The sequence below is a fragment of the Janthinobacterium sp. GL_088 genome (genome assembly GCF_057837845.1).
This window is the reverse complement of the sequence record NZ_CM174453.1, coordinates 2,401,444-2,420,641: the sequence shown is the minus strand read 5'-3', so window position 1 is coordinate 2,420,641 and position 19,198 is coordinate 2,401,444. Positions and strand designations below refer to the sequence as shown.

Sequence of the window (19,198 nt, the reverse complement as noted above, 5' to 3'; positions counted from 1 at the left end):
CCGTGTGTACTATATATGTGCAATACGCGCAGTCTAGCGCAAATTTGCATGGCGCGATGGCGGCAAAAGCATCACTTGCCGGCGCTGCATCTGCTCATATTGCCTTTCCGCTGTTAAAATGTCCTATTATCCATCCCAAAAGTGCATCAATCATGACTCGCAAGCTGTTCGTCACCACTGCCCTGCCTTACGCAAACGCCGCTTTTCACATTGGCCACATCATGGAATACATCCAGGCTGATATCTGGGTCCGGTTCCAGCGAATGCAACGCGATGGCGCAGCCGGCCGTGAAGTGCACTTTGTGGGCGCCGACGATACGCATGGCACGCCCATCATGATTGCCGCCGAAAAGGAAGGCATCACGCCGCAGCAATTCGTCGCCAACATCGCTGCCGGCCGCGCCCAGTACCTCGATGGCTTCCATATCGCCTTCGACAACTGGTATTCGACGGATTCGCCGGAAAACGTCGACCTGTCGCAATCGATCTACCGCAAGCTGCGTGATACGGGCCTGATCGTCACGAAAACCGTCGACCGCTTCTTCGACCCGGTCAAGGGCATGTTCCTGGCCGACCGCAACATCAAGGGCGAATGCCCGAAATGCGGCGCCAAGAACCAGTACGGCGACAATTGCGAAGTGTGCGGCGCGGCCTACCAGCCGACCGACCTGGTCAATCCGTTCTCCGTGTTTACCAACGCGACGCCCGTGATGAAGCCGTCGGAACAGTATTTCTTCAAGCTGTCCGACCCGCGCTGCTTCGAATTCCTGAAAAGCTGGCTGAACACGCCAGGCCGCTTGCAGCCGGAAATGGTCAACAAGGTCAGCGAATGGCTGGGCGAAACCGGTGAAAAGCTGGCCGACTGGGATATCTCGCGCGATGCGCCCTACTTCGGCATCCCGATTCCCGATGCACCAGGGAAATTCTTCTATGTGTGGATGGATGCGCCCGTCGGTTACCTGGCCAGCCTGAAAAACTATTGCGACAAGAAAGGCCTCGATTTCGACGCCCTGCTGAACGATCCTGCCACGGAACAAATCCACTTCATCGGCAAGGACATCGTCTCCTTCCATTTGCTGTTCTGGCCCGCCATGCTGAAATTTGCCGGCCACCCGGTGATCGACAAACTGAAAGTCAACGTTCACGGCTTCCTGACAGTCAACAACGAAAAGATGTCGAAGTCGCGCGGCACGGGCATTTCGCCGCTGCGCTACCTGGACCTGGGCATGAACCCGGAATGGCTGCGCTACTACATCGCCTTCAAGCTGAACTCGAAGGTGGAAGACCTGGACTTCAACGGCGAAGATTTTGTCGCCCGCGTGAACAGCGACCTGATCGGCAAGTACGTGAACATCGCCAGCCGCTGCGCCGGCTTCATCGCCAAGCGTTTCGACGGCAAGCTGGCGTCGACGCTGTCGGAAGGCGCGCAAAGCTGGATCAACCGCGCACTGACGGTGGACGTGAACGGCGTCATCGTCGAGCGCCAGGCCAGCATCGCTGCGCACTTTGAAAACCGCGAATTCGGCAAGGCCTTGCGCGAAATCATGGAAATCGCCGACATCACCAACCAGTATGTCGATGAAAACAAACCATGGATCCTGGCCAAGGATGCGGACAAGACGGCCGAGCTGCACGACGTGTGCACCACGGCCCTGATCCTGTTCCGCCAGTTGACGATTTTGCTGTCGCCGGTCCTGCCGGGCGTGGCCAAGAACGTTGCCTCGTTCCTCAACGACGCGGAATTTACCTGGGCCGACACGCAAGTGTTCGGCGACGCCGTCTCGAACAGCATGCTGGGCCGTACCATCGGCGCCTACAGCCACTTGATGACGCGCATGGATGCGAAGATGATCGAAGCGCTGTTTGACGCACCGCAAGCCGCCGCCATCGCGGCACCGGCTGCCGATGCCGCCAACGACGCCGCAGCGCCTGCAGCTGCCGCCGCTGCCGCCATCGAGGAACTGGCGCCCGAGATCAAGATCGACGACTTCCTCAAGGTCGACCTGCGCATCGCGAAAATCGTCAACTGCGAACTGGTCGAAGGCTCCGACAAGCTGCTGCGCCTGACGCTGGATGCGGGCGAAGGCCGTTTGCGCAACGTGTTCTCCGGCATCCGCTCGGCTTACCAGCCGGAAGAACTGGTCGGCAAGCTGACGGTGCTGGTGGCCAACCTGGCGCCGCGCAAGATGAAGTTCGGCATTTCGGAAGGCATGGTCATGGCGGCATCGAGCGCAGATGAGAAGGCCAATCCAGGCATCTACATCCTGAACCCGTGGCCGGGCGCCGAACCTGGCATGCGCATCCGTTAAGCCAGCACAAGGACCGATGATGAATATCGTGGTGCGCGAAGCAACGAATGCCGATGCACAACTGATGGCCGAGCTGACCCGCGCCGCGTGGGCCGGCAAGGTGGCAGCCTCGTCCAGTGGACACCACGAGACGGCGCAGCAGGTGGAAGAGCAATTGCGCCATGGTGGCGGTTTTCTGTTGCTGATCGACGACATTCCAGCCGGTTCGCTGCGCTGGATGCCGCTCGACAGCGACCCCGCCATCTGGAAGATTTCACGCATGGGCGTGCTGCCCGCCTACCGGGGCAGCCACGTTTCGCAACATTTGCTGGAAGCCATCATTCATCACGGCCTGTCGTGCCAGGCCGAGGAATTGCGCCTGGCCGTGCGGCGCGACCAGCGCAAGCTGATCGATTTTTATGCGGCCTTCGAATTCGACCTGGCCGAAGAACTGGAATATTCGCACGCCAACCCCGCCGAACCGGCGCCGATGGTGATGCGGCGTTTGCTGCGTTATTGATTTTTAGCAATTTCGCCCCGGACTTGCCGATACAACAACCCGCCAGGCCGCACGGCGCGGTAAAATACGGCCGGCTGACCTTACCCATAAGACACTCAGAAGAGAATATGAAACTGCCTGCAAAACACAACAACTACGTATCCGACCATACCTTGTTCATCGCCGAACTGAAGGCCAAGAATCCTGGCATGGAAGCGGGCCAGCAAGCGGGCCGCGCCCTGCTGTGGGACAAGCCGGCCGTCAGCATCGATGAGCAGGAACGCCAGCTGGCGTCGGCCGTCAAGCAACAGGCTTACGTTTACCAGAACAAGAACTAATATCTGGAACCGGCACGATGTTGCCTGAAGAGTCTGCAGTCACGCCGGAAGCCGATGCTTCCGGTGCCGGCGCAGTCATCGAGTCGCCCGAACCTGTCGCTGAAGGCGACGGCAGCGGCGACCCTGCAGCATCTTCAAGCAAGGTAACGGACGCGGCGCCCGCCGCCGACCCGCTGAGCATCGCCCGCCTGTATGGCGAGCCGATGATGCGCATGCCGACGGATTTGTACATTCCGCCGGACGCGCTGGAAATCTTCCTCGAAGCCTTCGAAGGCCCGCTCGACTTGCTGCTCTACCTGATCCGCAAGCAAAACTTCAACATTCTCGATATTCCGATGGCGCAGGTAACCCTGCAATATCTGAAATATGTCGACCAGATCCGCGTGCGCAACCTGGAACTGGCCGCAGAATACTTGTTGATGGCGGCCATGCTGATCGAGATCAAGTCGCGCATGCTCTTACCTTCGCGCAAGAGCGACGTCGAGGAAGATGGCGGCGACCCCCGTGCCGAACTGGTGCGCCGCCTGCTCGAGTACGAGCAGATCAAGCTGGCCGCCTACGACCTGAACGCCATCCCGCAGTTCGAGCGCGATTTCGTGCGCACGCAGATTTTCATCGAGCAAAGCCTGACGCCCACCTGGCCCGACGTGGAACCGGTGGACTTGCAGCAGGCGTGGCTCGACGTGCTGAAACGCGCCAAACTGACCCAGCATCACCGCATCAGCCGCCAGGAACTGTCCGTGCGCGAGCACATGTCGAGCATCCTGCGCCATTTGCAATCGTCGCGCTTCGTCGAGTTCAGCGAACTGTTCGACATTGCCGGCGGCGTGCCCGTAGTGGTGGTCAACTTCGTGGCCCTGCTGGAACTGGCCAAGGAAACCCTGATCGAAATCACGCAGGCAGAACCGTTTGCACCCATCTACGTCCGGCTGGCCTATTCGCCCGCCTGACCCCTTCCCTTTGTCACTGACCACCGTACAACGGGGTTTTAGCGAAAGCAATCCATGAAAATTATTTCCGACATCGAAGAATTGCGCGACCAGCTCAGCGGACAGCTGCGCACGGCGTTCGTCCCCACCATGGGCAACCTGCACGAAGGCCATCTGTCGCTGATGCGCCTGGCGCGCAAGCATGGCGACCCCGTCGTCGCCTCGATCTTCGTGAACCGCCTGCAATTCGGCCCGAACGAAGACTTCGAAAAATATCCGCGCACCATGGCGGCCGACATCGCCAAGCTGGAAAAGGAAGGCGTGTACGTGCTGTTCGCGCCGACGGAAAAGGAACTGTATCCGGAACCGCAGGAATACCGCGTGCGCCCGCCCGATGACCTGGGCAATACCCTGGAAGGCGAGTTCCGCCCCGGCTTCTTCGAAGGCGTGTGCACGGTCGTCACCAAGCTGTTCTCGTGCGTGGGTCCGCGGGTGGCCGTGTTCGGCAAGAAGGATTACCAGCAACTGATGATCATCCGCAACATGGCGCGCCAGTTCGCGCTGCCGACGGAAATCATTGCCGCGGAAACCTACCGCGCAGACGATGGCCTGGCCTTATCCTCGCGCAATATGTACCTGTCGGAAAGCGAACGCGCGGAAGCGCCGGAACTGTACAAGGGCCTCAACTTCGTCGCGGAGGAAGTGCGCAAGGGCAACCTGGCCGTCGGCGAACTGGAACAGGCGGCCATGCAATTGCTGGACAACCGCGGCTGGAAATCGGACTACATCGCCGTGCGCAAGCGCGCCAACCTGCAAGCGCCAAACGCTGCGGAACTGGCCGCCGGTGAACCGCTGGTGGTGCTGGCCGCCGCCAAGCTGGGGCAAACCAGACTCATCGACAACCTCGAAATATAAGCACTGTCACAACGGGGCCATTCGGCCCCGTTTCTTTTTGGCTATGTCACCATCAAATGTGGGAATGCTCCCAGCGTTGCTTTCAATAACGTTTCTGGTGAACGGATGCGTCCGGCGTCGAGTATCCAGCGCCAGCCCAGGTAATTTGGCAGGTAGCGCGTGGCCACGCCATGAAACGGACCGAGCCATTGTCTCAGGCGGCTGTGATACGCATTGACGTTCTGCACATGCGCGGCGCCCTGCACACGGATGCCGGCGCGCAAGTTGACGGCCTCGTGGCTGATACCCGCTTCCCTGGCAAATGCCCGGTAGGCCGCATGGCCATCCGTTACCAGCAGAACATCCTTGTCGATGACAGGCAACAAACATCGGTGCAGCTGCGCCTTCGTCAACGCGCCTTTGCCCGTGACGAAATCAAGGGTCTGGCCCGTGCGGTCGCGCGCCACCAGGATGCAGACTTGCTCATTCGAGATACCGCGTTTAAAGGCATGGCCGCCCCGGCGGCGAGCCGGCCGCGTCATCTGCCTCGATCCCTTTTCCGATTCCAGCACGTAGAGTTCATCGGCCTCGGCGATGCCATGCAGGCCATGCGGCCGGTCCGTCTTCGCCACGCTGAGAAAGCAGTGGCGCCAGCGAAACGTGGTATTGCGGTGTAATCCCAGCTGCTGAGCGGCCTGGCGCACCGAGGCGGAGTCGAGCAGGCAATCGGCATACGCGATCCATAGCGCTTTGTGACGCAAGCGGGCCAGCGGCGTGCCCGTCAAGGCATTGAAAGTGCGTCCGCAAGGCACACAGCGGTAGCGCTGCAAGCCGTGCGCATGGCCATGCCGGTGCAGGTGAGGCGAGCGGCAGGCGGGACAGGCCAATCGCGGCTGCGCCACGCTTTCCAGCAACGCGACGGTCGCGTCTTGCGGTGCGTTGCCACGCAGCAGGGCGATGCCTGTCTGCCGCTGGCGTCGGTTCAGGTGAGCAAACTGGGCGATAAAACGGATCCATTCGGCTGGCTGCATGATCTGCTCCCTGTGTGGTAACTATGCAGAGTCAGACAGCAATGCCAAGGGAAGATTCCGGCAGTTCCCCTATTTACCGATGACAGAGCCTTCTTTTTTACCTCTCCACCCCTACCAGCTTGAGTTCGGCAAACAGCGGTTTGCTGCTGCCGCGGGCCGCTTGCAACATGTCATAACTGGCCGCATCGAGCACGATTTCTTCTCCCGCCCACAGCTTGCGCTGGTTTGCAGGCAGCCTCAGGCTGCGCAGGATGGCCCGCACCTGGGCCGGATCGGCCGCCAGCAAACGGATGGCGTGCGCATGGCGCTGCGTGCCCGTGAGTATCGGCAAACCGCCCTCGGGGCCATTCTGGTTCAGGCTGACATAGTCATGGCCGCCCACGCGGTGCAGGTAGGCATGCCTGCCATCAGCATCGGCAGGCTCCTGCATCTCGACAGACGCGACAGGCGCAACGGCGGTTTGTTCAAGGCTCACGCCACAGGCCGTCAACAGGGCCGTGCTCAGGGCAAAAAATAATACGGGTGCTCGGCGCATCGTGCGCTCCTTCTTGTCGGGGTCGAGGACAAAGGTGGAATACTGCAGCGATCATGGGCCACTTTAGTTGAAGTGTAAAGTTAACTTATGGAAATATTTCATTCCTCTTCGTAACTAGTTGTAGTTAGTCGATATTGCGCAAAATCCCACCGTAAAACTGCTCGCCCTGGCGCACGTGGGCGCCGAAATCGAAGCCTTGTTCGCGCATGCGGGCAAAGTCACCTGCACTGATGTGCATCACATAACTGTGCTGGTTCACCACCAGCCGCGACGGCAAGGCTGCGCCCTGCACGGCTACGCCGCCATACCATTTGCCGGCCTCGTCATGCAGGGCAGGATAGACCTTGCCGCCCGCTTCCACCTGCCAGCCGCCATCGAGCAAGATCCAGATGGCGCCATCGCCGTCCTTGCTCGCGGCGATGGGCGTTCCCGCCTCGACTTCCCACTCCTGCGCATGGGCGATCACGTCACGCAACTGCGCCGTGTTCAATTGCGTGAAGAAAGGCGTCTTGCGCAGCAGGTGCAGATAGGTGACAGATGCTTGCATGGCAACTGGTGGATGCTTGGCGTTGAAGGAATAGGCGTAGCGGGCCAGCGGCAACAGCAGCGCGCCGGCGGCAAGCAGAACCAGGGACAATCGTTGAAACATAGTGGCCTCCAAGGGAAACCAGCACTGTAGGCGAGTCGGCAAGGCCGATAAAGGGGACATTCCTGCCTGCACTGTGCCATGCAGGCCAACAGTCATTGTTATTTCTGTTTGCACAGTAAAACCATATTAACCATCTTTATCCACAATCAAACAAAGATCACAATGACTGCACTGGCTCGGCATTTCGGGCCTCCCACGCGACAGGAGAAGCACCATGAACACAACACCCCATCCCGACAAAGTTGCCATCGTCACGGGCGCCTCGCGCGGCATTGGCGCCGCCATCGCCCGCCGCCTGGCACGCGATGGCATGCAGGTCGTCGTCAATTACGCCAGCGGCAAGGACGCGGCGGACGAACTGGTGGCGGCCATTCTTGCCGACGGCGGTGCCGCCATCGCGGTCAAGGCCAACGTGGCCGATGCGGACGACGTGCAAGCCCTGTTCGATGCGGCCGAAGCGGCCTTCGGCGGTGTCGACGTGCTGGTCAACAACGCCGGCATCATGCCGCCCGTGCTGCCCGCCCTGGCCGACACGGACAATGCCACCTTCGACAGCCTGTTCGCCATCAATGTCAAGGGCAGCTTCAACACCATGCGCCAGGCGGCGACGCGTTTGCGGCACGGCGGCAGCGTGGTCAATTTCTCCAGCAGCGTGATCGGCCTGGCGCTGCCCGGCTACTCCGTCTACGGCGCCACCAAGGCAGCCATCGAGGCGATGACGAATATCTTCGCCAAGGAATTGCGCGGCAAGAACATCACCGTCAATGCCGTCGCCCCCGGCCCCACGGCCACCGCCCTGTTCTTGAACGGCAAGACGGAGGAAATGATAGAACGCATGAGCAAGATGACACCCCTGCAACGCCTAGGCACGCCGGACGACATCGCCGCCGCTGTGGCCTTCCTGGCTGGCCCGGATGGCCGCTGGGTCAATGGACAGACATTGCGCGCCAATGGCGGCCTGGTATAACACCTGGCTAAACCTGCTGCGCGTCGGTTTTGCCAGGTGTCGTGAATATTCAATCAAATCCTTTACGAGCCATATCATGAAACAAGTCATTTTGATTACCGGCGCCTCGACCGGCATCGGCGCCCTCTCCGCCCGTGCCCTGGCCGCCGCCGGCCACACGGTCTACGCCAGCATGCGCGACACACAGGGCCGCAATGCGCCACGCGTGCAAGAGTTGCGCGATTTCGCCAAGGCCCACGGCACCGACCTGCGCGCACTGGAACTGGATGTGCTATCGCAAGTATCGGCCGATGCGGCCATCGCCACCATCCTGGCCGAACAGGGCCGGCTCGACGTCATCATTCACAATGCGGGCGGTCTCGTCACGGGTCCCATGGAAGCGTTTTCACCACAAGAAATCGAACACGTCTTCGACACCAACGTGATCGGCGCCCAGCGGGTCAACAAGGCCGTCCTGCCCGCCATGCGGGCGCACGGCAGCGGCTTGCTGCTGTGGGTCAGCAGTACCACCACGCGCGGCGGCTTTCCGCCGTTCATGGGGCCATACGCGGCCGCCAAGGCGGCCATGGATTCGATTGCCGTCACCATGTCGTATGAATTGACGCGCTTTGGCATCGAAACGTCCATCGTCACGCCCGGCGCCTTCACGCGCGGCACGGCGCACTTCCCGAACGCGGGCAAGCCGGCCGATCTCGCCACCAGCGCCGCGTACGCGCGCTATGACGGCTTGATGGACCAGGTGGGCGCGCGCCTGTCGGCGCTGACGCCAATCGGTGCCGACCCGCAGGCCGTGGCCGACGAAATCGTGCGCGTGGTGGGCCTGCCCGCCGGCCAGCGCCCATTTCGCACGGTGATCGATTTTATCGGCGACGGCGCGCGCGAAGTATCGGCAATCGCCGAACAGGTGCGCATCGACTTTGCACGGCGCATCGGCATCGACGATTTGCTGTTCATCCACGCCGCAGCCTGAAGCAAGGGGTGAAAAAAAACGCTGCCAGTTCGCACTGGCAGCGTTTTTTCTTGAACCGTCTCAAGCCGTGATCAGGCGCCGGCTTTTTCCAGCTTCTCGAAAATCTTGTTCAGCTTTTCATCGAGAGTCGCGGCCGTGAACGGCTTGACGACATAACCGCTGGCGCCAGCCTGGGCGGCGGCGATGATGTTTTCTTTTTTCGCTTCGGCGGTGACCATCAGCACAGGCAGCTTGGCCAGTGCGGGATCGGCGCGGATATGCTGCAGCATCGTCAGGCCATCCATGTTTGGCATGTTCCAGTCCGACACGACGAAATCATACGATTCCGCGCGCAGCTTGGCCAGGCCCATCACGCCGTCTTCCGCCTCATCGACGTTGGCATAACCCAGTTCCTTCAACAGATTCCGGACAATGCGGCGCATCGTCGAAAAATCGTCAACGACTAAAAATTTCATCTTTGGATCAGCCATGAATAACTCCGTTGTTTCTGTAGCGGTTTGTTAATAATATCGACATGAATGCCGACATTATGGTCGACACTACGGCAGCAAGTTGTAGGATAGCATTTTCGTTGCTTTTAGGCGAACAAACTTGCCTCAGATCATATAAAACGTGGCTTACACGCGCAAAGCACGCATGCCATGCGCGGCCAGGTGTCCCAGCACCATGCCAGGCAACGCCGTCAGAGCGCCAACCTCATGCGTGGCACCGACGGCGATCGCCTCGCGCGGCATGCCGAACACCACGCAACTGGCTTCATCCTGCGCAAAATTATACGCTCCTGCGGCCTTCATCTCCAACATGCCTTGCGCGCCATCCTTGCCCATGCCGGTCAGGATCACGCCGACGGCATTCTTACCGGCCGATTGCGCGGCCGAACGGAACAGCACATCGACGGACGGGCGGTGGCGGTTCACCGGCTCGCCCTGGTCGATCTTGGTCATGTAGTTGGCGCCGCTGCGCGTCAGGGTCAGGTGCGAATGGCCGGGCGCGATGTAGGCGTGACCGGGCAGCACCCGTTCGCCGCCCGCCGCTTCCTGCACCGAGATCTTGCACAGCGAATCGAGGCGTCGCGCGAACGAACGCGTAAAGCCTTCCGGCATGTGCTGCGTGATCAGGATACCGGGGCAATCGGACGGCATCTGCATGAGGAATTCGCGGATCGCTTCCGTGCCGCCCGTCGAGGCGCCCACGATGATCAGCTTTTCGCTCGACGTCAAAGGGCTGCGTAGCGCAGGCAGCGGCGCGGCCACCTTGTCGCTGGCCGACGGCAGGGTGCGCGCGCGGATGCGTGCCTTCGAAGCGGCGCGGATCTTGTCGGCGATCATGTCCGTGTACTCGCGCATGCCGCTCTGGATGGAAATCTTCGGCTTGGTGACGAAATCGACGGCGCCCAGTTCCAGCGCGCGCATGGTGATTTCCGAACCACGCTCGGTCAGCGACGACACCATCAATACCGGCATCGGGCGCAAGCGCATCAGTTTTTCCAGGAAATCGAGGCCATCCATCTTCGGCATCTCGACGTCGAGGGTCAGCACGTCGGGGTTGGTCTGCTTGATCATCTCGCGCGCCACCAGCGGATCGGGCGCCGCGCCCACCACTTCCATGTCGGGCTGGCTGTTCACGATTTCCGTCATGACGCTGCGGATCAACGCCGAGTCATCCACGATCAAAACCTTGATCTTCATATTCTTCCTTCCAGGCCTTGCGGCCCTTATTCTTTATTAAATTAGTACACCGGACAGACCCCCGCAAGCCGCACAGCACGACGCGCAGCAGGTTTGCTCTGGTGCTTATCAGAACAGCTCGACCTCGCCACCCACCGGCGCGACTTTCAAGCGGCTGGCGTAATCGAGTTCGCGGCGCACCAGCGTATCGTTATGCGTCTGCATCAGCTTTTTCACCAGCACCTTGCCGCTGCGGGGGAAGAAATACACTTTGCGCGGGTGGATGTCGTTCAGGTCTTCCGCCACCACGCGCATCTTTTCCGCCTTCAGGTAATTGATGACGAAAGCCGCATTGCGTTCGCCCACGTTGATCGCCGTGAAGCCGCGCAGCACGGCGCCGCCGCCGAACACTTTCGCTTCCATGTTCTCGCGCCGCGCACCCGCCTTCAGCAAATCGTTGATCAGGATTTCCATGGCGTAGGTGCCATAACGCATCGACGCGGAAATCGGGCTATTCGGGTCGCTGCCGCCATCGGGCAGCATGAAGTGGTTCATGCCGCCCAGGCCCGTGACGCGGTCGCGGATGCAGGCCGAGACACAGGAGCCGAGCACGGTGACGATCAGCATGTCCTTGTTGGTAAAGTAGTACTCACCAGGCAAGATCTTGGCGGCGTCACAATTGAACGTCCTGTCGTAATAGACGTTAGTGGCGAATTGCTCTTTGGATTCCAGGCTCATATTTCACTCTCATGTACGATGCGACGATGCCTTGGGCGCGGCGCCCCGAGGCTGATCGAGCTCATAGACTGTTTTACCGCGCAGCTTCAATGAATCCGACACGTACAGAAAATTCTCCGAATGGCCCGCAAACAGCAGGGCATCCGGCTTCATCAAGGGCACAAAGCGCGACAGGATCTTGCGCTGCGTCGCCTTGTCAAAATAAATCATCACGTTACGGCAAAAGATGACGTCGAACTGGCCCGTCAATGGCCAGCTGTCGGCCAGCAGGTTGAGCGGCTTGAAAGTGATCATCTGGCGCAGCTCCGGGCGCACCCGCACCTGTCCTTCGCGATCGCCCTTGCCGCGCAAGAAAAAGCGCCGCGCACGGTCGGCCGGCATCTTGTCGAGCCGGTCCAGGTTGTAGACGCCATTGGCGGCCGTGGCCAGCACGTTCGTGTCGATGTCCGTGGCAATGATGGTGACCGGCGGCGTGAGCGTATTGAACGCCTCGCACACCGTCATGGCGATCGAATACGGCTCCTCGCCGGTGGAACTGGCCGAACACCAGATGGTGATCGGCCCGCTCAGTTTTTTCACATGCTCGGCCAGCAGCGGGAAATGATGCGCCTCGCGGAAGAACGACGTCAGGTTGGTCGTCAGCGCATTCGTGAACGCTTCCCACTCGTCGCCCATGCGGCCCGCTTCCAGGTCGTCCAGGTAGCGGACGAACGAGGAGATGCCGGTCGCGCGCAGGCGCCGCGCCAGGCGGCTGTAGACCATCTCCTGCTTGCTGTCGGCCAGCGCGATGCCGGCCCGCTTGTAAATCATGGCGCGGACCCTTTCGAAGTCCTTGCCAGTGAAATCAAATTCCTTGACCGAATCCGTTTTAGTTTGCGGCATTTTGTTTTTACCTCTCTATGACAACTCTGACCAATGCCTTTGCAAGTATAACTAGCGGGACCGGGTTGGCGTCAGAACTCTTCCCAATCGTCGCCGCCGGCCGCCGCCAGCTTTTTCGCGGGCGGTGGCGTGCCGGCTTGCGCCGTCTTTACCAACCGCCGTGTAGTTGCCGCCACACTCGGCGCCGGCCGTGCCGCCGCCTTGACTACTGGCGCGGGTACGGGCATGGCCGCCGGCGCCGCGCTCTCGCCATCGAGCTTGAAGATGCTGACGGCATCGGCCAGTTTCTGCGCCTGGTCCTGCATGCTTTCGGCCGCCGCTGCCGCTTCCTCGACCAGCGCCGCGTTCTGCTGCGTCATCTGGTCCATCTGCGCGATGGCCTGGTTCACTTCCTCGATGCCATGGCTCTGTTCCTGCGTTGCCGCCGTGATTTCGCCCATGATGTCGGCCACCTGCCGGATCGACGTGACGATCAGGCCCATGGTCTGCCCCGCCTCATCCACCAGGCGGCTGCCGGCATCGACCTTGTCGACCGAGTCGCCGATCAGGCCCTTGATCTCTTTCGCTGCGCCAGCGGAGCGTTGCGCCAGATTGCGCACTTCCGACGCCACCACCGCAAAACCGCGTCCCTGCTCACCTGCGCGCGCCGCCTCGACGGCCGCATTCAAGGCCAGGATATTCGTCTGGAACGCGATGCCGTCGATGACGCCGATAATATCGACGATCTTGCGCGAACTGTCCTTGATGGAGCCCATGGTATCGACCACTTGCGCCACCACCTTGCCGCCCTGCTCCGCCACCGAGGACGCCGACACGGCCAACTGGTTGGCCTGACGCGCGTTGTCCGCGTTCTGCTTCACGGTCGACGTCAGTTCTTCCATCGACGATGCCGTCTCTTCGAGCGAACTGGCCTGCGTTTCCGTGCGCGCCGACAGGTCCGCATTGCCGCTGGCGATCTCGCGCGACGCCACGGTAATCGTGTCCGTCCCATTGCGCACGTCGCTGACCGTCTGCACCAGGCTCTCGTTCATGTCCTTGAGCGCCTGCTGCAAGGCGCTCGTTTCATCCTTGCCTTCGACTACCACGCGCGACGTCAGCTCGCCGGCCGCCACTTTCTGCGCCACGGCCAGGGCGCCCGACAGCGGCACCGTGATCGAGCGCGTGATGAAGATGGCGCACCAGGCGCCGATCGCCACCGCCGCGCCGCCCAGGATGAACAATACCGTCATCAGGCGCGCATCGGCCGCCAGCGAGTCGTCCATGAAGCTTTGCTGCGCCACATGCTGCAAGTCGAGCAGCTTGTTGATATCGGCCAGGGTCTTCTTGTTCAAGGGGTCGATGCGGGTGGCAATCACCTTCGCCGCACCCTCGCTGTTAAACGCCAGCACCTGCCCCATCGCTTCCTTGAAGGCCGCATCGACATCGCCGTCGACCTTGGCGATATTGGCCAGCAGCGCCTTCTCGCCCTCGGACAGGCCCAGGCTGGCCAGCTTGCCGCGCGCGCCGTCGTACAGCTTGCGCTGCTCGCGCACCTTGCCCTCCTCCACCTGCATCAGGCCCACATCGCCCTGCAGGCCGATATTGCGCATGGCGATACCGGTTTCCAGCATCGCGCTTTTCATCAGCGACGCCTGCGTATTCTTTTCGCTTGCCAGTTCCAGGCCCGTGAGCAACTGGGCCTTGTTACGGTAATTCAGTGCATTCGCCGAAACGATCACTACCACCAGGATGGCGAGGATGCTGCCAAAACCTATCCCCAGCCGGGTGCCTATCTTGAAATCGCGCAAACTCATTACAGTCTCCAATATTTATGTGAACGGCGCCCGTTCAACCGGACGGCGCCGTGTTGTGGCCTGGTCTCTGACGGACCTTGCAGCCTGCCGGCGCGCCTCTGCCCGCGCCGGTACATGCATATCTGTAGTGATTCTTGCGTGCCAAAACGGCGGCGCCCCGGGCGCCGCCTTGCTGCCGCTTACGCCGCCAGCTTGTCGATCAGGCCCATCTCGCTGCTCGACATCAGCTTGTCGATGTCGACCAGGATCAGCATGCGCTCGTCGATGGTGCCCAGGCCGATCATGTAGTCGGTCGAGAAGGCGGTGCCCATTTCCGGCGCCGGCTTGACCTGCTCCGGCGTCAGGGTGGTGACGTCGGAAACGCTGTCGACCACCATGCCGACGATGCGGCCGCCGATGTTCAGGATGATCACCACCGTGAACTGGTCGTACACGGGCGTGCCCAGGTTGAACTTGATGCGCATGTCGACCACGGGGATGATGATGCCGCGCAGGTTGATCACGCCCTTGATGAATTCAGGCGCATTGGCGATGCGGGTAACCGCTTCGTAACCGCGGATTTCCTGGACCTTCAGGATATCGATGCCGTACTCTTCGGAGCCCAGGGTGAAGGCCAGGAATTCACGGCCGGCGATGTCCTTGCCGTCGCCCGCATTGCTTCCGGATGTTTGTTGAGTATCTGACATGGTGCGTTTTCCTATCTTTATCTATCGGTATTACGAAAAAATGGACTCGTCGGCCAGCTGGCGAGAGGAACGGATCAGGGCGGCGACATCGAGAATCAGCGACACGCCGCCATCGCCCAGGATGGTGGCGCCGGAAATGCCCACCACCTTGCGGTAATTCGATTCGAGGTTTTTCACCACGACTTGCTGCTGTCCCACCAGGTCGTCGACAAACAGGGCCGCCTTGCGCCCTTCCGTCTCGAGGATCACGCAGATGCCTTCCGAGGGACTGGTAAAGCGCGGCGCGATGTCGAACATCTGGTACAGCGGGATCAAAGGCAGGTATTCGCCGCGCACTTTCACCACCTGCCCCTTGCCACTGATGTCCTTGATATCCTCAACGGCTGGCTGCAGGGATTCGATGACAAAGCCCAGCGGTAAAATATACACTTCGTCGCCGACGCGGATCGACATGCCATCGAGGATGGCCAGGGTCAGCGGCAGCGAGATCGAAATCGTCGTGCCGAAGCCCTTGGCCGAACGGATGTCGACGACGCCGCCCATGGCGCTGATATTGCGCTTGACGACATCCATGCCCACGCCGCGGCCCGACACGTCGGTGACCGCTTCGGCGGTGGAAAAACCGGGCGCGAAAATCAGCTGCCACACGTCGGCGTCGCTCATCGTCTCGGACACGTCCAGGCCCTGCTGCGCGGCCTTGGCCAGGATACGCTCGCGGTTCAATCCAGCGCCATCATCGGATACTTCGATGATGATGTTGCCGCCCTGGTGGCTGGCCGAGAGGAACAAGCGGCCAGCTTCGGTCTTGCCGGCGGCCACGCGGGCAGCCGGCATTTCCACGCCATGGTCGATGCTGTTGCGCACCAGGTGCGTAAGCGGATCGACAATGCGCTCGATGAGGCCCTTGTCCAGTTCCGTGGCGGCGCCATTCGTGATGAAGTCGACCTTCTTGCCCAGTTTCGTCGCCAGGTCGCGCACCATGCGCGGGAAGCGCGAAAAGACGAAATCCATCGGCATCATGCGGATCGACATCACCGCTTCCTGCAAGTCGCGCGTGTTGCGCGTCAGATGGCTGACGCTGTCGAGCAGTTTTTCATGCAGCATCGGGTCGAGCGCGCTGGCGCGCTGCTCGATCATCGCCTGCGTGATCACCAGTTCGCCCACCAGGTTGATCAGCTGGTCGACTTTTTCGATCGAGACGCGGATCGACGACGATTCGGCGCCGGCCTTGTCGCCCTCTTTCTTGGCCGGTTTCTTTTCCTGCTCCGCTTCGGCCACGGCGCTGGCCACGGCCGGCGCAGCGGCAGCGCTGGCGTTGCCCGCCCTGGCCGCGTCGGCGCGAATCTGTTCGAGCGGCTGGAAGAAGCCGTAGCCCTGTTCGGTATCGTTCTGCACGCCGGCGGCGGCGCGGATGTCCTCGAGCGGCTGGAAGAAGCCATAGCCGGGATCCGCCGCGCCCTGCGCGCCTGGCGTGCCTGGCAGCGGGTCAAAGAAACCGTAACCTTGCGCTTTTTCCTGCGCCGCGCGGGCCGCTTCGGCTTCGCCTGGCGCCAGTGGCGGCGCCTGCGTGATCACCATGTCGTCCGGATTGAGCACAAACGAGCAGATAGCCAGGATATCGTCCAGGCTTTCATGCGTCGTCACTTCCAGCACCTTGCGCGCGTCGGGCAAGGCGGACACGACGACGTCACCGAGCAAGCCCAGTTCAGCCGCCAGCGCCTCGACTTCGCGCGGCTCCATGGCCGGCAGCTCCAGGCGGATGCGATGGCCGCCGGCATGGCTGACGGCGGCCTTTTCCGCCGTATGGAAGGCTGGCGCGACGGGTGTAAGCGCGGCCACGGGCACGTCCTGCGAGAACGACTGCAGCATCATGCGCACATTGGCCACGGCATCCTGATCGACGGCGCTGCCCAGACGATGGCCGTCGAGCTGCATCTTGAGGATATCCTTGGCCGCCAAAAAGGCGTCGACATGTTCCGCCGTCAGGGCCATCTGGCCCTGGCGGATGCGGTCGAGCAGCGACTCGAGGATGTGCGTCACCTCGCTCATGTCGGAGAGGCCGAACGTCGATGCGCCGCCCTTGATCGAATGGGCGGTGCGGAAAATGGCATTCAGGTCTTCGGCGTCGGGCGCCGCAATATCAACGGCCAGCAGCAGCCGTTCTTTTTCAGCCAGCAGTTCTTCGGCCTCATCGAAAAAGACCTGAAAAAACTGGCTAATATCGATGGTCATAGGGTGACTCCGTCAATTGCATCGTTGTGCTGCGCGGCTGGCATCAGCCGATCACCTTCTTGACCACTTCGATCAGGCGTTGCGGATCGAACGGCTTGACCAGCCAGCCATTGGCGCCGGCGGCACGTCCCTTCGATTTCATCTCGTCCGACGACTCCGTCGTCAGCATCAGGATGGGCACCTTCTGGTAGGTCGGCAGCTCGCGCAGCAGCTTGATCAGCTCCAGGCCATCCATGCGCGGCATGTTCTGGTCCGTCAAGACCAGGTCCACGGTTTGCAGCTTGGCTTTTTCCAGTCCGTCCTGGCCGTCGACGGCCTCCACCACCTGGTAACCGGCGGCTTTCAGGCTGAACGCCACCATCTGGCGCAATGAGCTGGAATCGTCCACTGCAAGTATCGTTTTGGCCATCTTTGCTCCCACTTATTCCGGGCATCCTGCCCGAGTATTTGATTAATCAATCCATGCAACCACAAGCGTTCCACACTGGCATGCTAGAACAGCTCGATGTCGCCACTTTCCAAATGCTGTTGACTGACAGCCTTGCGCAGCACGCTGCGCAACTCCAGGCTTTGAATCGCCAGCGCCATGCTGACCCGCCCCAGCAAGGCGACAATCTCTTCATTGTCGCTCTCCGGCAACATCTCCGCGCCATGCTCGCCCAGGGTCCCGAGGAACTCGCGCAAGCCCGTCACGCGCTTCAAGGTGCGCTCGATCAGCTGGCTGGTCATGTCCTGGAACTGCAGGCTGGTGATGGCGGCATTCACGTAGCCCCCCACCTCCTCCTGCAACGCCAGCAGTTTTTCGCGCTGCTGCTCGGCCGGAATACCGCCGTCGAGCAGCAGGGCGATGGTGTCTTGCTGCGCAGCGACGGCTGCGTGTATCGCCATGAAATTGAAGGACAGCTTCTCGATCGCCTCTTCCAGCAAGATGCCGGTCTGCACCAGGTCGGTTTCCACCTCCGTCAAGTGCTTGCGGCCATGGTCCGACACGCCAGACAGCAGGCGCTTTACATGCGAGCCAAGTATTTTCTTTCTTGTCATAAAGGTCTCATTGTTTCAATACACCACGCGTCGACAGCCTTGCGTGTTATTTTTTCGCCGCTACCGGGCTGGGGGCTGGCGCCGCCGCGGGCGGCGCACCGGCCGCCAGCCCTGAAGCGACTGCGGCGGAAGCGGCATCGGTCACCGGCAGCTCGATCGCCGAACCATCGCGCAGGACATTTTCTTCCGTGCGTTTGTTCATGACGATGATGCTGATGCGCCGGTTGATCGGATTGAAGGGGTCGAGCTTGTCCAGGTGGGCGGCCGAACCCAGTCCCACCACGCGCAATACTTTCTCTTCCTTCATGCCGCCAATCACCAGTTCGCGCCGCGACGCATTCGCGCGGTCGGCCGAGAGTTCCCAGTTGCTGTAGCCGGCATCGCTCATGTAGGGCGTCGAATCCGTATGCCCGGACAGGCCGATGCGGTTCGGCACTTCATTGAGGACCGAGCCGATGGCGTGCAGGATTTCCTTGGTGTACGGTTGCAGATTCGCATTGGCCAGCGCAAACATCGGACGGTTCTGCTCGTCGACGATCTGGATGCGCAAGCCTTCACTGGTGATATCGAGCAGCAACTGGTTCTTGTATTTTTTCAGCAGGGGATTGGCGTCGATGGTCGCTTCGATGCGCGCCTTGAGCGCCTGCAGGCGCTTGCCTTCCTCGCGTTCGAGCGCGGCCTTGGCGGAATTGAGGTCGAACGACTTGCGCTGCTGCTCTTCCTGCGCCTTGCGCACTTGTCCATCCTGGCGCGACAAGTCCTGCCCGCCGCCCTGGATGACGGAATTGCTCTCGCCGCTGCCGGAACCGCCCGCCATCGCCACTTTCAAGGGTGTCTTGAAGAATTCAGAAATGCCGTTCAAGTCGCCCTTCGAGGTGGAACCCAGCAGCCACATCAGCAGGAAGAAGGCCATCATGGCCGTGACAAAGTCGGCGTAGGCGATTTTCCACGCCCCGCCATGGTGTCCGCCAGCCGTCTTCTTGATACGCTTGACGATAATCGGGCGCATGCCTTCATCGGCCATGGCGTCCCCCTTCCGTGTGCTGCAAATGACTCATG

20 protein-coding genes are annotated in these 19,198 nt (G+C 61.1%); 7 read left to right on the top strand and 13 right to left on the bottom strand.

Going from position 1 to position 19,198, the window contains the following annotated elements:
* Positions 1-152: 152 nt before the first annotated feature.
* The 5 genes from metG (at position 153) to panC (ending at position 4,969) form a co-directional block, all read left to right on the top strand.
* On the top strand, positions 153-2,309 hold the full coding sequence (metG, locus tag AC3IQ7_RS11110; RefSeq protein ID WP_489209549.1) for a methionine--tRNA ligase: 2,157 nt from the start codon (positions 153-155) through the stop codon (positions 2,307-2,309).
* Positions 2,310-2,328: 19 nt separating this feature from the next.
* The gene (locus AC3IQ7_RS11105) at positions 2,329-2,808 is read left to right on the top strand and encodes a GNAT family N-acetyltransferase (protein ID WP_034778216.1); all 480 of its coding nucleotides are present in this window, start codon (positions 2,329-2,331) and stop codon (positions 2,806-2,808) included.
* A 107-nt stretch (positions 2,809-2,915) separates the two neighbouring features.
* A complete protein-coding gene (locus AC3IQ7_RS11100; RefSeq protein WP_034778041.1) occupies positions 2,916-3,125 on the top strand; it encodes a DUF3460 family protein in 210 nt (69 codons plus the stop codon).
* 17 nt (positions 3,126-3,142) lie between these two features.
* Positions 3,143-4,075 (top strand): segregation and condensation protein A, encoded by a 933-nt coding sequence (locus AC3IQ7_RS11095; RefSeq protein WP_489209547.1) that lies wholly within the window; start codon positions 3,143-3,145, stop codon positions 4,073-4,075.
* A 54-nt stretch (positions 4,076-4,129) separates the two neighbouring features.
* Positions 4,130-4,969 carry a pantoate--beta-alanine ligase gene (gene panC / locus AC3IQ7_RS11090; RefSeq protein WP_099380687.1) on the top strand — a complete coding sequence of 280 codons (840 nt, stop codon included), beginning with the start codon at positions 4,130-4,132 and terminating at the stop codon, positions 4,967-4,969.
* Between the two features lie 41 nt (positions 4,970-5,010).
* Here the strand turns inward: panC and AC3IQ7_RS11085 are convergent, their stop codons facing one another.
* The 3 genes from AC3IQ7_RS11085 to AC3IQ7_RS11075 all read right to left on the bottom strand — a co-directional run bounded on the left by AC3IQ7_RS11085 (position 5,011) and on the right by AC3IQ7_RS11075 (position 7,163).
* A complete protein-coding gene (locus AC3IQ7_RS11085; RefSeq protein WP_489209545.1) occupies positions 5,011-5,979 on the bottom strand; it encodes an IS1595 family transposase in 969 nt (322 codons plus the stop codon).
* 97 nt (positions 5,980-6,076) lie between these two features.
* Positions 6,077-6,514: a hypothetical protein gene (locus AC3IQ7_RS11080; protein WP_489209543.1), complete on the bottom strand. Its 438-nt coding sequence runs from the start codon at positions 6,512-6,514 to the stop codon at positions 6,077-6,079.
* A 124-nt stretch (positions 6,515-6,638) separates the two neighbouring features.
* Positions 6,639-7,163, bottom strand: a complete 525-nt coding sequence (locus tag AC3IQ7_RS11075; protein ID WP_322428094.1) for a hypothetical protein — start codon at positions 7,161-7,163, stop codon at positions 6,639-6,641.
* A gap of 214 nt (positions 7,164-7,377) precedes the next feature.
* Between AC3IQ7_RS11075 and AC3IQ7_RS11070 the strand changes: the two genes are divergently transcribed.
* Positions 7,378-8,130, top strand: coding sequence for an SDR family oxidoreductase (locus AC3IQ7_RS11070; RefSeq protein WP_489209541.1), 753 nt, complete (start codon positions 7,378-7,380; stop codon positions 8,128-8,130).
* 76 nt (positions 8,131-8,206) lie between these two features.
* Entirely contained in the window at positions 8,207-9,100 is an 894-nt protein-coding gene (locus AC3IQ7_RS11065) for an SDR family oxidoreductase (RefSeq protein ID WP_489209539.1), read from the top strand.
* 71 nt (positions 9,101-9,171) lie between these two features.
* On the opposite strand, the gene cheY is transcribed toward AC3IQ7_RS11065, so the two are convergent.
* The 10 genes from cheY to motB form a co-directional block, all read right to left on the bottom strand.
* Entirely contained in the window at positions 9,172-9,570 is a 399-nt protein-coding gene (cheY, locus tag AC3IQ7_RS11060; protein WP_010396677.1) for a chemotaxis response regulator CheY, read from the bottom strand.
* A gap of 147 nt (positions 9,571-9,717) precedes the next feature.
* On the bottom strand, positions 9,718-10,788 hold the full coding sequence (locus AC3IQ7_RS11055; protein ID WP_034778028.1) for a protein-glutamate methylesterase/protein-glutamine glutaminase: 1,071 nt from the start codon (positions 10,786-10,788) through the stop codon (positions 9,718-9,720).
* A gap of 108 nt (positions 10,789-10,896) precedes the next feature.
* Positions 10,897-11,505 (bottom strand): chemoreceptor glutamine deamidase CheD, encoded by a 609-nt coding sequence (gene cheD, locus AC3IQ7_RS11050; protein ID WP_034758343.1) that lies wholly within the window; start codon positions 11,503-11,505, stop codon positions 10,897-10,899.
* Positions 11,506-11,514: 9 nt separating this feature from the next.
* Entirely contained in the window at positions 11,515-12,387 is an 873-nt protein-coding gene (locus AC3IQ7_RS11045; protein ID WP_034778025.1) for a CheR family methyltransferase, read from the bottom strand.
* A gap of 71 nt (positions 12,388-12,458) precedes the next feature.
* Entirely contained in the window at positions 12,459-14,180 is a 1,722-nt protein-coding gene (locus tag AC3IQ7_RS11040) for a methyl-accepting chemotaxis protein (protein ID WP_489209535.1), read from the bottom strand.
* Positions 14,181-14,359: 179 nt separating this feature from the next.
* The gene (locus AC3IQ7_RS11035) at positions 14,360-14,866 is read right to left on the bottom strand and encodes a chemotaxis protein CheW (protein WP_034758356.1); all 507 of its coding nucleotides are present in this window, start codon (positions 14,864-14,866) and stop codon (positions 14,360-14,362) included.
* Between the two features lie 30 nt (positions 14,867-14,896).
* A complete protein-coding gene (gene cheA / locus AC3IQ7_RS11030; RefSeq protein ID WP_099380616.1) occupies positions 14,897-17,098 on the bottom strand; it encodes a chemotaxis protein CheA in 2,202 nt (733 codons plus the stop codon).
* Positions 17,099-17,141: 43 nt separating this feature from the next.
* Entirely contained in the window at positions 17,142-17,507 is a 366-nt protein-coding gene (locus AC3IQ7_RS11025) for a response regulator (RefSeq protein ID WP_034758362.1), read from the bottom strand.
* Between the two features lie 83 nt (positions 17,508-17,590).
* Positions 17,591-18,139 carry a chemotaxis protein gene (locus AC3IQ7_RS11020; protein ID WP_099380615.1) on the bottom strand — a complete coding sequence of 183 codons (549 nt, stop codon included), beginning with the start codon at positions 18,137-18,139 and terminating at the stop codon, positions 17,591-17,593.
* A gap of 46 nt (positions 18,140-18,185) precedes the next feature.
* Positions 18,186-19,163: a flagellar motor protein MotB gene (gene motB / locus AC3IQ7_RS11015; protein WP_099380614.1), complete on the bottom strand. Its 978-nt coding sequence runs from the start codon at positions 19,161-19,163 to the stop codon at positions 18,186-18,188.
* Positions 19,164-19,198: the final 35 nt, after the last annotated feature.

Bases quoted from the DNA above. Each gene is read 5' to 3' on its own strand.
- cheA (WP_099380616.1), bottom strand. From the start codon at position 17,098: ATGACCATCGATATTAGCCAGTTTTTTCAGGTCTTTTTCGATGAGGCC.
- AC3IQ7_RS11085 (WP_489209545.1), bottom strand. From the start codon at position 5,979: ATGCAGCCAGCCGAATGGATCCGTTTTATCGCCCAGTTTGCTCACCTG.
- AC3IQ7_RS11065 (WP_489209539.1), top strand. From the start codon at position 8,207: ATGAAACAAGTCATTTTGATTACCGGCGCCTCGACCGGCATCGGCGCC.
- panC (WP_099380687.1), top strand. From the start codon at position 4,130: ATGAAAATTATTTCCGACATCGAAGAATTGCGCGACCAGCTCAGCGGA.
- AC3IQ7_RS11040 (WP_489209535.1), bottom strand. From the start codon at position 14,180: ATGAGTTTGCGCGATTTCAAGATAGGCACCCGGCTGGGGATAGGTTTT.
- cheD (WP_034758343.1), bottom strand. From the start codon at position 11,505: ATGAGCCTGGAATCCAAAGAGCAATTCGCCACTAACGTCTATTACGAC.
- AC3IQ7_RS11095 (WP_489209547.1), top strand. From the start codon at position 3,143: ATGTTGCCTGAAGAGTCTGCAGTCACGCCGGAAGCCGATGCTTCCGGT.
- AC3IQ7_RS11045 (WP_034778025.1), bottom strand. From the start codon at position 12,387: ATGCCGCAAACTAAAACGGATTCGGTCAAGGAATTTGATTTCACTGGC.
- motB (WP_099380614.1), bottom strand. From the start codon at position 19,163: ATGGCCGATGAAGGCATGCGCCCGATTATCGTCAAGCGTATCAAGAAG.
- AC3IQ7_RS11055 (WP_034778028.1), bottom strand. From the start codon at position 10,788: ATGAAGATCAAGGTTTTGATCGTGGATGACTCGGCGTTGATCCGCAGC.
- AC3IQ7_RS11105 (WP_034778216.1), top strand. From the start codon at position 2,329: ATGAATATCGTGGTGCGCGAAGCAACGAATGCCGATGCACAACTGATG.
- AC3IQ7_RS11035 (WP_034758356.1), bottom strand. From the start codon at position 14,866: ATGTCAGATACTCAACAAACATCCGGAAGCAATGCGGGCGACGGCAAG.
- cheY (WP_010396677.1), bottom strand. From the start codon at position 9,570: ATGGCTGATCCAAAGATGAAATTTTTAGTCGTTGACGATTTTTCGACG.
- AC3IQ7_RS11100 (WP_034778041.1), top strand. From the start codon at position 2,916: ATGAAACTGCCTGCAAAACACAACAACTACGTATCCGACCATACCTTG.
- AC3IQ7_RS11080 (WP_489209543.1), bottom strand. From the start codon at position 6,514: ATGCGCCGAGCACCCGTATTATTTTTTGCCCTGAGCACGGCCCTGTTG.
- AC3IQ7_RS11020 (WP_099380615.1), bottom strand. From the start codon at position 18,139: ATGACAAGAAAGAAAATACTTGGCTCGCATGTAAAGCGCCTGCTGTCT.
- AC3IQ7_RS11070 (WP_489209541.1), top strand. From the start codon at position 7,378: ATGAACACAACACCCCATCCCGACAAAGTTGCCATCGTCACGGGCGCC.
- metG (WP_489209549.1), top strand. From the start codon at position 153: ATGACTCGCAAGCTGTTCGTCACCACTGCCCTGCCTTACGCAAACGCC.
- AC3IQ7_RS11075 (WP_322428094.1), bottom strand. From the start codon at position 7,163: ATGTTTCAACGATTGTCCCTGGTTCTGCTTGCCGCCGGCGCGCTGCTG.
- AC3IQ7_RS11025 (WP_034758362.1), bottom strand. From the start codon at position 17,507: ATGGCCAAAACGATACTTGCAGTGGACGATTCCAGCTCATTGCGCCAG.